Below are 13,159 nucleotides of genomic sequence, written 5' to 3' on the forward strand. Positions count from 1 at the left end.
GGCCTCCCGGCCCCGGCATCCGGTTTTCCCCCCGCCCCGGGACGGGCGGCGCGCCCGGCGGGCCGGTCGGCGGCGGCGCCCCCGGCGAACCGGGTCAGGGGCGGGCGTAGAAGTCCGGGCGCCCCATGATCCAGAGGCTGGCCTGCTTGATGGCGGTGCCGGGGCGGGGGGCCTCGATCATCTGGTCGTCGCCGAGGTAGATGGCGACGTGGTAGATGTCGGCGGCGCGGCCGGTCTTGGTCCAGAACACCAGGTCGCCGGGGCGGAGTTGGGCGTAGCTGACCGGGGTGGACTCGGCGTACTGGTCGGCGGCGAAGTGGGTGAGCCGCTTGCCGCCGAGGCGCCAGGCCATCATGGTCAGGCCGGAGCAGTCGTAGCCCTGCGGACCCTCGCCGCCCCAGATGTAGGGCAGGCCGATGACGGAGCGGGCGAAGGCGAGGGCGGCCGCGGAGCCGCCCGCCGACCAGGCGCTCTCGCGCTGCGGGGCGGGGCGGTGGCGGGCGGCGTCGGCCGCGGCGGCGGCCGCCTCGGCCTCGGCCTGGGCCCGGCGGGCGGCCTCCTCGGCCTCGCGGGCGGCGATCGCGTCGAGCGCCTCCTGGCGGCGGCGTTCGAGGTCGACGGTGGTGTCGCGGGCGGCGGCGAGTTGGGCGAGCAGGGTCTCCCGCCGGGCGGCGGTCTCGGCGACCCGGGCCTGCTGGTCGGCCACGTACTGCTGGGCGCGCTCCTTGGCGGTGCGGACCGTGTCGGCGGCGGTGCGGGCGGCGGCCTCGGCGCTGCGGGCCTCGTCGGCGGCGCGGGCGGCGGCCCGCGCGGTGGTGGTGGCGTCGTCGAGGATCTGCCGGGTCCGGGCGCCCGCGGTGCCGACGGCGGCGGCCCGGTCGGAGAGCGAGGCGGTGCCGTGCGCGTCCAGCAGGGCGTTGACGGCCGAGAGCTGGGGAGAGGCGCCCTGCCGGTAGATCTCGGCGAGCAGCCCGGCGGCCCGGTCGGCGGCCTCGGCCCGGGCGGTCTCGGCGGCGGCCGAGCGCTCGGCGGCGGTCCGGGCGGCCTGTTCGGCGCGGGCGAGCCGGACGAGTGCGCCGTTGTACGCCTCGACGGCCTGTTCGGCGGCCTGTCCGGCCTTGTCGAGCTCGGCCCGGGCGGCGGCCAGCAGGGCTTCGAGCGCGGCGGTGTCGGCGGCCTTGGCGTCGGCGTCGGCGTGGGCGCGGGCGACGTCCTCCGCGGAGGGGAACCCGGGCTCCGGGTCGTCGGCGGGCCGGGCCGCGACGAAGGCGGCCGGGGCGGCCGCCACCGCGGCGTCCACGGCCGGGGCGCCCGCCGCCGGGGCGTTCGCCGCGGGCAGCAGGGCGAGCAGGGAGGCGGTGGCGAGGAGGAGGGTGGGGAGGAGCCTGCGCGGCATGACGGGTCCTCTCTCGGCGGCTGTCGGCGGTCTCTGACGGTCAGCCAGGTGTTCCGCGACGTGACGGTCCGGTCACGCACCGCAAGATTCTCAGACCGGCCGGTGACCCGGTGCCATCGCCATGCGGCCGCGCGGGTGAGATGTCGGATTGTCTGAACGGGCAGATGCACCGAGCGGTCGGGACGTCACGAACCCTACCGGCCCGTCCCCGCACCGCCCCCGTTTTCAACTGTCCTTCAACACCCCGTCGGTGCTCCGCCGAGGCCCCGTCAACGCCGCCCCGTCAACGCCGCCCCGCCGACCGCCCCGCGGGCCGCCCCGGCCCGGTCGCGGTGGTCCGCGGCCGCCCGGCCCGCACCGTCCGGCGGCGGCGCTGCGCCCGGGCCCGCCGGGCCGGGTCCCCGCCCGCCCCGTCCGCGTCCTGCGCCCCGTCCGGGCCGTACGCCCCGTACCCGCCCGGCCCGTACCCGCCGTGCGCCCCGTACCCGCGGTCGGCGGCCGCGGCGCCCCGACCCGGGCGGCGGCGGTGGGCGAGGGCCCGGGCGGCCATCCGCTCGGCGACCGCGTGGGCCTTCGGGTGCCCGGCCGGGACCTTGTCGGGGGCCCCGGCGATCAGGTCGAACAGCCAGGTGCGGGCCCGGTCCGCCCGCGCGTGCAGCCGCCGTTCGCGCCGGTTCGCCCGCGCCATGCGCCGGGGGCGGCCGGTGTAGCGCCAGCGCGCCCAGGGGCTGGCGGGGCGGGCCAGCCGGATGGCGCCGATCCAGGACAAGCCGGGCACCATGATGCCGAGCAGGCCCGTCCAGACCTTGCCCTTGAGCAGCGCGACCAGGCAGACCAGCGCGTTGACCCCGATCACCGCGACCAGTCCCCAGCGGGTGTCCTGGCCGGGGACGACGCCGAGCGGCACGTAGCCGGTGAGCAGCAGCGCGGTGAGCAGGATGCCGAGGATCACCGCGTCCACCGACTTGCGGCCCTGCTCGCTCCAGTACACGTCGTCCAGGTGCAGGATCAGCGCGAACTCGTCCAGCACCAGCCCGCAGCCGATGCCGAAGGACAGGCCGAACCAGTCGATCCAGGGGTGGCCGCCGTCGGTGGCGAAGGTGCCGATGCCGCCGAGCAGCAGGAAGCCGAGGCCGAACACCATGTGGTGGATGTGCAGGCCGCCGGGGGTGATGTTGCCCGGCCACCAGCGGACCTGGGCGCGGATCATCCGGGTGCTGAACCGGATGAACGCGAAGGAGGTGATGAACCCGACCAGCAGCAGGAACAGCGGCTGCTTGTGGGCGTCCACGATGTGGTGGCGGTAGCCGTCCAGCAGTGCACTGATCATCGGGTGGTGCCTCTATCCGACAGGGGGGCTTGCTCAGAAACCGCGGGTGCGCTTCGCCGCCCGGCGCGGGATCAGCACGTGCGGGGTGTCGCGGTCGCTGGCGCCGGGGTTCTTCAGGAACAGCCGGGCCACCTCGCCGCCGAGGTTCACGCCGATGGCGAGCGCCAGCGCCAGCGCGACCGCCCGGGAGGCGGAGACCAGCCCGGACGCGGGGTGGCCCTGGGCGAAGGCCAGCATGCCGAGGTACAGCGCCGAACCGGGCATCAGCGGCCCGATCGCCGCGGTCACGTACGGCAGCGCGGAGGCCGCCCGGTAGCGGGCCAGCAGCTGCCCGAACAGGCCGACCAGGCCCGCCGCGACGCCGGTGGCGACGATCGGCGAGACGTCCGCGTTGTGGGTCAGCACGCCGTACGTGGACCAGCCGATCGCCGCGTTTATCACCACCATCGGCAGCGAGCGCCGGTCGGTCTGCAGCAGCATCGCGAAGGCCAGCGCCAGCACCATCGCGGCGACCAGCTGGACGGGCGGGTTGGTGGTGCCGCCCAGGCTCTCGTCCGGCCGCAGCCTGGCGTTGTAGTTGACGCCGACGTACAGCACCAGCATCACGCCGATGACGATGCCCGCGATCAGGTACACCACCTCCAGCAGCCGGGCCGCGGCGGTGATGTAGAAGCCGGTCAGGCCGTCCTGGACGGCGGCGACCATGGCCCGGCCGGGCAGCAGCGCGAACAGGCCACCGGTGATCACCACCGAGCCGCGCAGGTGCAGCTCGTTGAAGGACAGCAGGATGCCGCAGAGCGCGGCGGGCATCGCGGCGATCACGAACTGGTAGAACTCGGGCAGCCCGCGGCGGGCGATCGCCGAGGCCAGCCGGTCGCCCAGCACGGCGGCGGTGAACGCGGAGACGAACACCAGCCAGGCCGTGGAGTCGACCTGCCCGCCGACCAGGAAGGACGCCGCCCCGGCCAGCAGCCCGGTGGCCAGCGCCATCAGCCACACCGGGTACGGGTGCCGGTTGCGGCGGATCCCGGCCAGCCGCCGGTACGCGTCGTTGACGGTGACCTGCTCGGCGGTGATGTCGGCGACCAGCTCGTACACGGCGGCCAGCCGGGTGTAGTCGGAGGTGCGGCGGCGCACCACCCGGTCCGCGGTGACCGGCGGGTCGATCAGCGAGGGCTGGTGCGAGATCGAGATCAGCGTGAAGGTGACCTGCGGCTCGCAGTGGTCGAGCCGGTACGCGTGGGCGATGCCGAGCATCGCGGCCTCCACGTCCTCGGCGGCCTCGCCGCTGGCGAGCAGCAGTTCGCCGATCCGCAGCGACAGGTCGAGGACCCGCGGCACGTTGCGCTGGGCCTGCGCCCCGGCGGAGGGGTGCAGTTCGCGGGCGGTGCGCTCGAAGGCCGGGCGCTCGGCCATCGGCGTCCGCAGCAGGGTGCGCATCCGGTCCGGCCAGGGGGCGTCGCCGGGGGCGCCCTTGTGCAGCTCGGCCAGGTCGATGCCGCGGGACGGGGTGTAGCCCGCCGCGTTCCACTCCTCGGGCGTCAGGGTGTCCTGGTAGAGCGGGCCCCGCCGGACCCGGGCGGGCTCGGCGGCCTCCGGCACCGGGTGGTGGCCGAGCAGCCCCTCGGTCTGCACCGGCTGCGGCGCGTGCGGCACGCTGACGGACCGTTCGATCGGCGGCGCGTCCGGCCCGAGCAGCCCCTCGGTGGGCGGCGCTTCCTGCGCCGGCGCGCCCTCCGGCTCCCGATCGGACACGGTGCTCCTTCGCCTCCCCGGCCGCCCGTCCGGTCGGGGCGGCCTCCTGGCCTCCACCTTGCCCGATCGGCGGCGCGGGTGCGAACAGCGCCCGACGTGGGCCGCGCCACCCGGGGCGCCCGGCCTCCCCTCCCACCCGGAAGACCCCAAATCAGACATAATGACCGGTTATGAGCGAGCAGCGGACGACGGCCCACGACGCCGGCGACCCCGGGGGCGGTGGCAGCGAGAGCGTCACCACGGTGATCGTCGCGGGCCTGTGCAACCTCGGCATCGCCCTCGCCAAGGCCGTGGCGGGCGCGGTCAGCGGCTCCAGCGCGATGCTCTCCGAGGCCGCGCACTCCTTCGCCGACACCGTCACCGAGGTGCTGCTCTTCCTCTCCCTCAAGCGCAGCACCCGCCCCGCCGACGACGCGCACCCGCTCGGCTACGGCCGCGAACGCTACCTCTGGGCGCTGCTCGCCTCCTTCGCGACCTTCGTCGGCGGCGCGGTGTTCTCCGTCCACGACGGCGTCCACACCCTGCGGTACGGCGAGGACCTGGGCAGCCCGGCCCTCTCGTACCTGATCCTCGCCGTCGCCTTCCTCCTGGAGTCCGTCTCGCTGGCCCGGACGGTCCGTCAGCTGCGCGGCGAGACCCGGCGGCTGCGGGTCGGCGGCTACCGCTACCTGCGCCACACCTCCGACACCACCGTGAAGGCCGTCTTCCTGGAGGACTCCGCCGCCCTGGTCGGCCTGCTGCTGGCCTTCGGCGGCCTGCTCGGCGCCCAGCTCACCGGCGACGCGCTCTGGGACGGCCTGGCCTCCGTCCTGATCGGCGCGCTGCTCGCCTGGGTCGCCTACGTGCTGGCCCGCGACAACGCCTCGCTGCTGATCGGCCGCGCCCTGCCCGAACGCGAGGAACGCACCATCACCGAGACGCTCGCCGCCCAGCCGCGGGTGGTCCGCGTCCTCGACCTGGTCACCAGCGTGCACGGCCCCGACGACGTCCTGGTCGCCGCCAAGGTCGGCTTCGCCGACCTGGCCACCGCCGCCGAGATCGAAACCGCCTGCGACCAGGCCGAACGCGCCGTCCGCCGGGCCGTCCCCGCCGTCACCCGGGTCTACCTCGACCCCACCCCGCCCCGGCCCTGACCCCGCCCGCACGGCAGTGGGCCGAAACCGCTTCCGCCGCCCGCCCGCCCGTGCCACGCTCTCCCCGGAACCACTGGGGGGGGAACGGATGACCGACGCATCGGACGGAACCAGACTGCTGCCCGGCGAACGGGTGCTGTGGGAGGGGAGGCGGGGGCCGCGGACCTGGTCCGCGAGCGAGGACGGGATGCTGCTGCTCCTCCTGCTGTTCCTGGTGGGGTCCGTGCCGACGGTGTTCCTCGGGACCGCGTCGAACCGCACCTTCCCGCTCCTCGCCGCCGCCGCGGCGCTCTGCCTGGCCGGACTGGCACTGGCGGCGCGCCGACGGCTCGACCGGAACCCCGACCGCTACCTGCTGACCGACCGCCGCCTGGTGGTCAGCACCGGGGACGGGCGCACCTCCGCGAGCTACGGGCTGCACCACCTCGACGCCCCGCAGCTCGTCCCGCGCGGGCCCAGGCGCTCCGAGGTCCGGTTCGGCGCCCCGGCCGGCTACGGCAACGCCTCGCGCACCCTGCCGCCCCTGCCGCAGCCCGTCCTGCACGGCCTGCCCGCCGCCGAGGCCCCGCACGTCCTGGAACTCGCCACCGCGGCCCACCGGGCGGTGCTCTCCGGCACCCTCCCGCCCCTGCCCGCACCGCCCGCCATCGCCCTGCCCGGCATCTACGCCCGCGCGGTGCGGTTGATGCCCGGCGAACGCGTCCACTGGACGGGACAGCCGGTCGACCCGCCGCTGTGGCTCAGCCCGTACGAGGCCGCCGTCACCGGCCTGCCCGCTCTGATGGGGCTGTTCGGCCTCGGCGTCTTCATCACCCGCACGCACCTCCCGTGGCCGCTGGCGCTGCTCCCGGTGCTGGCCGGGCTCGTCTCCGAGTCCGTCCGGCTGCTCGGACGGCAGCGCCGGATCCGCGCGTCCCGCTACGTCCTGACCGACCGCCGCCTGATCGTGCTCGTCCACGGCCGCGTCCTGGCCGCGCCCCCGCACGCCGTCCGCCCGACGCTGCTCCGCCACGACCGCGTCCTGCAACTGGTGCCCCGCACCTCGCGCCGGTTCCTCTTCGAGCCCAGGCGCACCTGGGACCTCGACCCGGTCTCCCCCATCAGTCCGGCCACCCTGGTCGCCCTGCCCGACCCGGCCGCGGCCCACCTGCTGCTCGCCTGCACCCTGCTGCCCCGCCTGCACCCGGCCGCCGAACGGGCGGACGCCGAACGGCCGGTCACCGGCTAGCGGCGACCGGCCGTTCCCGCGGCACGGAGCGGGGTCAGAGCCCGTAGTCGTCGACGATCTTCTGGTGGCGGGCGGTGTCGGCGCCCGCCGCCTCGGCCAGGGCGGGCCAGGCGAGGGGGTGGGCGAGGTCGGCGGTGAGGGCGGTGAGGAGGGCGTCGGCCCGGGCGGCGGTGCCGGTGGGCGGGACGCCGAGGGCGGCGTAGATGCCGGGGAGGTCGTCCTGCTCGCCGGTGGGGTCGGCGATCCGGTAGCCGTCGCCGCTGTAGACCCAGACGGCGTGCCCGGCCTCCCGGAGGGCGTCGCGCAGGGCGTACCACTGCTCGGGTTCGGGGCAGGCGCCGTCGATCCAGTAGGTGGTGTAGCCCGCCGGGTCGAGCAGGGTGAGGAGTTCGAAGACCGGGCGCCACTCCTCGGCCTCCGCGGAGCCGGGCTCCGGGCGGTCGTTGAGGACGGCCGGGGAGAACACCACGACGTCGCCGTGGTTGAGGTCGACGTCCTCGCCGAGCACCGGGAGCACCCGGGCGGTGGCCGGGCCGGTGCGCAGCGCGGGCAGGTCGGTGGTGGTGCCGTTGGTGCGGGGGACGCGCAGCTCGACCAGCTGCCACTCCTCCTCGACCGGGCCGCTGTCGGTGTCGAACTCGATGCCGAGCCGGGCCCCGGCGGCGCGGACGGCCGCCCAGTCGCGGTTGGCGGTGGCGGCGGTGACCAGGTGCCACAGGTCGGGCTCCTGGACGGTGCGGTGCGCGTCCGCCTCGCCCGCCTCCGCCGGGTCGAGGGCGTGCTCCAGCAGCTCCTGGTACAGCCGCTGGGCCTCGGCGTGCTCGCCGCGCCGGGTGGCGGCGGCCGCGGCCAGGCGGCGGGTGTTGAGCGCGTCGGGCGAGTGGGCCAGGACGGCGGCGCACTGTTCGCCGACCTCCTCCCAGCGGCCCTGGGCGGCGGCCCAGCGGGCGCGCAGCCAGTGCGCGTCGGACGGGTCCTCGGGGCTGGCCGCGGCGAGCCGGGCGGCCAGCCGTTCGACGCCCTCGCCGTCCTCGGCGTCGATCAGCAACTGGCCGAGCATGCCGGTGAGGTACTCGTGGCCCGGGTCCAACTCCAGCTGCGCCCAGGCCAGTTCGGTGACGGCCCGGATGTGGCCGAGGGCGCCGAGGGCACCGGCCAGGTTGACCACCAGGACGGTGTCGGGCGTTCCGCCGAGGGCCAGTGCGGCGGCCAGCAGTTCGGCGCCGGTCTCCGGATCGGGGCGGTGCTCGGCCAGCCACTGCGGCAACTCCTCGACCGGAACCGGGAGTTCGGGCCGCGGCAGGGCCTCGGCGGCGGCCCGCAGCGCGGCCACCTGCTCGGCGACGCCCTCGGTGCGGCGGAGCTGCCCGAGCTTGCGCTCGCCGGTGCGGGCCAGGGTGAGGGCGACCTCGCGGGCGCCGCGGGCCAGGGCCAGCCGTCCGGCCCGCAACACCAGCTCCAGGCAAGGCCGGTGCGATCCCGCGACGTCCAACTCACCGGCCCAGGAGGCGAGTCGGGCGCCGAGCGCGGCGTCGTTCTCGAACTCCTTGGCGGCGACCAGCAGTTCGACGGCGGAGGACCAGCGGTGACGGATGTCGGGGTACCGGTCGGCCTCCTCGGCGTCCGGCAGCAGCTCCAGCGCGTGGTCGGTGCGGCCGAGCGCGGCGAACTGCAGGGCGCGGCCGGCCGCGAGCTTGCGCCGGTCGTCGTCGTCCAGCCGGTTCCCGGCGGCGACGTAGGCGCGCTCGGCGGTGTCGTAGGCGTCCAGCGCGTCCTGGTGGCGGCCGAGCCGGTACAGGGCGGAGGCGCGGCTGTGCGCGAAGGACAGCGAGGTGCGCTCGCCCGCCGCCCGGATCCGGGTCTCGGCCCGGTCCAGGTGGGTGAGCGCGTCGGCGGGGCGGCCGTCGTCCTCCAGGGTGTCGGCGTACTCGCGGGAGAGGCAGTCGAAGCAGGCCCGGGCCGGTTCGACCCGCTGCAGCGCCTCCTCCAGCACGGCGAGCCGCTCCGGGACGTAGCCGGGGCCGTCGATGTTGGCGTGGCAGATGGTGAAGTCCTGGACGGCGCACACCGACTGCGGGCAGGACGCGGTCTCCTCGCGGTGCGCGAACTCCAGCAGCGACACCGCCTCGGACATCGCGGCCTCGCCCTGGTGGCGCTTGTTCAGCAGGTTCTGCAGCCGCCAGTGCCGCAGGAACACCTCCACCCAGGGCAGGCCCAGCGCCCGCGCCGAGGCCAGCGCCTCCGGGAACATCGCGTCCAGCTGCTCGTTGCGGCCCTCGACGGCGTGCCCGGCGATCTCGGCGAGCGCGTCGGCCAGCCGGTGCTGGCCGGACTCGGCGAGCTGGCGGTGGGTGTCGTGCACCCAGGACCAGATGTCGGTGGTCATCGTTCCTCGTCCCCTCGCGGAAGGTCTGCTGCGGAGATGGTGTCGGGCACCGCCGACACGCCGTCGGCGGGGACGGGCGCGGTGAGCGCGGCCACCGCGGTGGAGATCCCGGACAGCGCCGCCCCCAGGTCGCCGCCCGCGGAGCCGGAGGCCGCCGCCATGATGACCTTCAGCGAGCGCAGCAGCGCCGCCGCGGTGGCCGCCCCGGTGCGCCCGTCCCGGTACGCGGCCAGCAGGTCGCGGACGGCCGGCGAGGCCAGGTTCAGGTACAGCCGGGCCTTGACCGCGCCGTCGGTGCGCGCGGTGAACGCCCGCGCCAACTGCAGGGCCGCGGACGGGATCCGGGCGTCCGCCCGGTCGTCCTCGATCCGCGCCTTCAGCTCGGCCTCGCGGTCCGGCACCAGCACCAGCGGCAGCCCGGGCGGGTCGAACCTGGCGGGCACCAGCTGCTCGCCGTCCTCGGCCAGCGCGGCCGCCAGCCACGCCTGCTGCTCGGCGGGCAGCGGCACGTCCGGGGCCCGGAACAGCTCCTTGTTGCCGCTCTCGCTGCCCAGTTCGACGATCCGGCACTCGCGCAGCCGCGCGTAGCGGCGCAGGAACGGCAGCACCGCGTACCGGTCGCCGCGGGCGATCGGCACCTGCATCGCCCGGTACAGCATCTCCTCGAAGCCGCCGCCGCTGCCCAGCGCCACGTGCACCGCGCCGGAGCCCGCGGCCCGCAGCGCGCCCGCGGTCAGTTCGCCCTGCGAGGTCGGCACCGGGACGTCGTCGGCGAGCAGCGTGAACAGCCGCTCGTCGCAGAGCGCCGCGCCCAGCAGGTCCTGCCCGTGCCGGGCCAGGATCCGCCGCCAGGCCGCCGGGTGCAGCCGGGCGGTCTCGTACAGGCCGTCCACGATCGCGTCGGTCAGCGCCTGCTGGAGCGCCCGGTAGTGCTCGTCGCGCTGCAGGTCCTCGCGGCTGGCGGTGGGGGTGAGCCGGGACGACTCGACCACGCCGCCGATGAAACCGGCCCAACTGGGCAGCAGGTCACGGGCGTCGTCGGCGAGCAGCATGCCGCGCAGGTACACCGCGAGGTCCCGGTTGTCGCTCGACCCGTACGTCCCGCCGTCCTGCACCCACAGCAGCCCGACCGCGTCGGTGCGGCCCTCGACGGGCGCCACCGGGAAGGCGGTCAGCGGCTCGAAGCTGCGGGCGAACGCCGAGGCGAACCGCATCCGGTGCTGGTGCACCGGGCCCGGCAGGTCCTGCCGCCAGGGCACCGCCACGTCGTTGACCGGCTGCTCGTCCTCGCCGACGTACACCGCGATCGGCAGCAGCACGCAGTACCGCGCCAGCACCTCGCGCAGCGCGGACTCGTCCGCGAGGTGCGCGTGCTCGGCCTTCAGCCGCAGCCGCAGCACCGTCCCCGGCCCGGGCCGCGCCGGGGCGGGCTCCACGCTGTACTGCTCGCCGCCCCGGCTGCGGTAGGTGTGCGCGGCCAGCGGCTCGCGGTGCGAGGCGGTGGTCACGGTCACCTCCTCGGCCACCGAGAACGCCGAGAGGAAGCCCAGCCCGAACGCCCCGATCAGGTCCTGGTTGCCGGTGAGGTCGCGCAGCATCCGGGTGTAGCCGGTGCCGACGGTCGCCAGGTACGCGTGGATCTCCGGCTCGGTCAGCCCCGCCCCGTTGTCCTCGATCGCCACCGTCCGCGCCGCCGGGTCCCCGGTGACCCGGATCAGCGGGCGGTACGCCCCCTCCGGGTCCTCCAGCTTCCGCCGGGTGTGCGAGTCGTGGGCGTTCTGCACGAGTTCGCGCAGCGCCACCAGCGGCGTGGAGTACAGGTGCGTGGCGAGCACTCCGACCAGTCCGCCGAGATCGACCTCCGTGGTGCGGAGATTCGCCGAGTTCTCGGACGCGGGGAATTCGGCGCCGCTTCCGTCGGGCCCGGAAGCGGGGGGAAGACCATCAGACATAAGGCCCCAGTGTGCCAGTACGACAATCAGGCGACCACTGTTTTCTGATTTCCGGTTTCTGTCGATCCTCGGTCAAGCCGGTGTTGACGTGCAGGGACTCCGGCCGACCCGCCCGGAGCGGTGAAATCCCTTGTCAGCGTGGTGTTCCGGCGGTCACGGCCGGTTCCGGGGCTATTCCACGAGAGTGACACCTTCGAGCGAACCCGCGTGCCCCCGCTGGAACCCGAACGGCCCAGTGGGCAATCCTGATGACGCGACGTCAGGAACCGGCGCGGACGGGGCGGCCACCCCGCGGCGTCACATTCGCACCAGTTAGCAGGGAGACCACCGTGTCCCGTATTCGCGCAGTCGCCGTCGTCACCGCCCTCGGCGCCTTCCTCCTCGCGGGGGTCGGCACCGCCGCCGCCGACAACGGCGCCGGCGCCGACCACTCCTCCAACAGCAGCGTGGTCAGCAACATCGGCTCCAACAACATCGTCGGATCCGTCCACGGCAACGCCAACGGCTCCCAGCAGACCGCGACCGGCTCCGGCGCCGGCAACCAGAACAACACCCTCGGCGTCACCGGCAACTCCGGCGGCGTCGGCGCCCTCCAGTCCAACGCGAACCTGGCGCACACCGTCTACTACCCCTTCGTCCTGTACTGAGCCGCCCCGCGGGCGCACCGCCGGAACGCGCACCGCCAGGGGCGCGGGGAACCGCGCGAGCAACCCCGCACCCACCGCAGGATCGCGAGGTGACGTCGACTCACCGTCCACCTCGCGATCCTGCTGGCGTTCACCCCTCCCGCACCACCCCGCCCAGCGCCGCGGCCGCGTACGCCGCCACCGCCGCGGGTGTTCCCGCTCCGCTGCGGGCGGTGTCGATCGCGACCGCGATCATCGCGTGGACGCGCACCCGGGCCTCCGCCGACGGTTCGCCCGGCATCGAAGTGTGCTCGACCCAGGCGCGGAGGAACTCGCGGCGGAAGTCGACCGCGGCGCGGCGCTCACCCGGCGCGAGGCGTTCGGTCTCGGAGAGCATCACGCCGAGGTAGTCGCGTTCCCGCCAGGCGAACGCGGCGAAGGCCGCCACCGCGGGAGCGGGGCCCGCCGCGAGGACCGGCAGCACTTCGCGGCGCAGTTGCTCCCGGCCGCGGTCGAGGACGGCGGCGAGCAGCGCGGACTTCGTGCCGAAGTGCTTGTAGACGCTGGGCCCGGCGATGCCGACGGCCGCGCCGAGTTGCTCCATCGAGACGTTGTCGAAGCCGCGCCGGTGGAACAGCCGGGTCGCCGCCGCCACCAGAGCGTCCCGACGCCCCACCCCCTCCGACACCGACGGGCCGGGCGGGCCGGGCGGGCCGGGCGAACCGGACCGTCCGGGCACCACCGCCGCACCGAACTCCCGCACGGCCAACAGGCGTTCGCGCATCCCGCCCAGGAGCTCCAGGTACCGCCGCCGGGGCAGGACCACCCCGTGGTGGCTCAGGCTGCCGTAGGCGGAGAGCACCGCCCACCGGGCCAACTCGCCCTCCTCGCCCGCGGATTCACGCACCGCCGCACGCAACTGTCTTCGCAGCACTGCCCGTTGCCCCGGCGGCAGCAGTCTCGCGTCGCGCTGCCACAGCGTCCCGAACTCCCGCCGTTCCAGGGCGAGTTCGGCGAGCTCGACCGCCCCGCCGGAGGCGGTCGCCGCGCAGACCGCGTGCAGGCCGGACTCGACGGCGCGCAGCAGGAGTTCGGACTTGTTGCGGAAGTGCCGGTAGAGCGCGGGGGCGGTGATGCCGACCTCGGCGGCGATCTCGGCCATCGAGACCCGGTGGTAGCCGTCGCGGTGGAAGCGGGCGGCCGCGACGGCGAGGATCCGGGCCCGCCGACCGGGCGGCCTGCGCACCACCGGACGCCGCTGCACCACCGCGTTCCCCTCCCCGGCTGCTTCTCCCGCCCCTCACGGCCAGGCTAGCAACGGTTCACTTAACCCCCGCCGACGCCCGTCACCGA

General features: G+C 75.5%; 9 protein-coding genes. 3 read left to right on the forward strand and 6 right to left on the reverse strand.

Annotated features, from left to right (window positions below):
• Nucleotides 1-94 precede the first annotated feature (94 nt).
• From QSK52_RS11610 to QSK52_RS11620, 3 genes are all read right to left on the reverse strand, one after another.
• Nucleotides 95-1,396 (reverse strand): C40 family peptidase, encoded by a 1,302-nt coding sequence (locus QSK52_RS11610; RefSeq protein WP_285735887.1) that lies wholly within the window; start codon nt 1,394-1,396, stop codon nt 95-97.
• A 283-nt stretch (nt 1,397-1,679) separates the two neighbouring features.
• The gene (locus QSK52_RS11615; RefSeq protein ID WP_285735888.1) at nt 1,680-2,726 is read right to left on the reverse strand and encodes a hypothetical protein; all 1,047 of its coding nucleotides are present in this window, start codon (nt 2,724-2,726) and stop codon (nt 1,680-1,682) included.
• A gap of 33 nt (nt 2,727-2,759) precedes the next feature.
• The gene (locus QSK52_RS11620) at nt 2,760-4,481 is read right to left on the reverse strand and encodes a threonine/serine ThrE exporter family protein (protein WP_285735889.1); all 1,722 of its coding nucleotides are present in this window, start codon (nt 4,479-4,481) and stop codon (nt 2,760-2,762) included.
• Between the two features lie 170 nt (nt 4,482-4,651).
• Between QSK52_RS11620 and QSK52_RS11625 the strand changes: the two genes are divergently transcribed.
• Nucleotides 4,652-5,614: a cation diffusion facilitator family transporter gene (locus QSK52_RS11625; RefSeq protein WP_285735890.1), complete on the forward strand. Its 963-nt coding sequence runs from the start codon at nt 4,652-4,654 to the stop codon at nt 5,612-5,614.
• An 88-nt stretch (nt 5,615-5,702) separates the two neighbouring features.
• Nucleotides 5,703-6,842: a hypothetical protein gene (locus QSK52_RS11630; RefSeq protein WP_285735891.1), complete on the forward strand. Its 1,140-nt coding sequence runs from the start codon at nt 5,703-5,705 to the stop codon at nt 6,840-6,842.
• 34 nt (nt 6,843-6,876) lie between these two features.
• Here QSK52_RS11630 and QSK52_RS11635 read toward each other — a convergent pair whose 3' ends face one another.
• Complete coding sequence (locus tag QSK52_RS11635) at nt 6,877-9,228, reverse strand: tetratricopeptide repeat protein (protein WP_285735892.1); 2,352 nt, start codon at nt 9,226-9,228, stop codon at nt 6,877-6,879.
• Complete coding sequence (locus QSK52_RS11640) at nt 9,225-11,063, reverse strand: ATP-binding protein (protein WP_285735893.1); 1,839 nt, start codon at nt 11,061-11,063, stop codon at nt 9,225-9,227. The genes QSK52_RS11635 and QSK52_RS11640 overlap by 4 nt, the downstream gene beginning before the upstream one ends.
• Before the next feature lie 446 nt (nt 11,064-11,509).
• On the opposite strand from QSK52_RS11640, the gene QSK52_RS11645 reads away from it, so the two are divergent.
• Nucleotides 11,510-11,827, forward strand: a complete 318-nt coding sequence (locus QSK52_RS11645; protein WP_285735894.1) for a hypothetical protein — start codon at nt 11,510-11,512, stop codon at nt 11,825-11,827.
• A gap of 130 nt (nt 11,828-11,957) precedes the next feature.
• On the opposite strand, the gene QSK52_RS11650 is transcribed toward QSK52_RS11645, so the two are convergent.
• Nucleotides 11,958-13,073, reverse strand: coding sequence for a TetR/AcrR family transcriptional regulator (locus QSK52_RS11650; RefSeq protein WP_285735895.1), 1,116 nt, complete (start codon nt 13,071-13,073; stop codon nt 11,958-11,960).
• Nucleotides 13,074-13,159: the final 86 nt, after the last annotated feature.

The organism is Kitasatospora phosalacinea (genome assembly GCF_030268885.1).
Lineage (GTDB): Bacteria > Actinomycetota > Actinomycetes > Streptomycetales > Streptomycetaceae > Kitasatospora > Kitasatospora phosalacinea_C.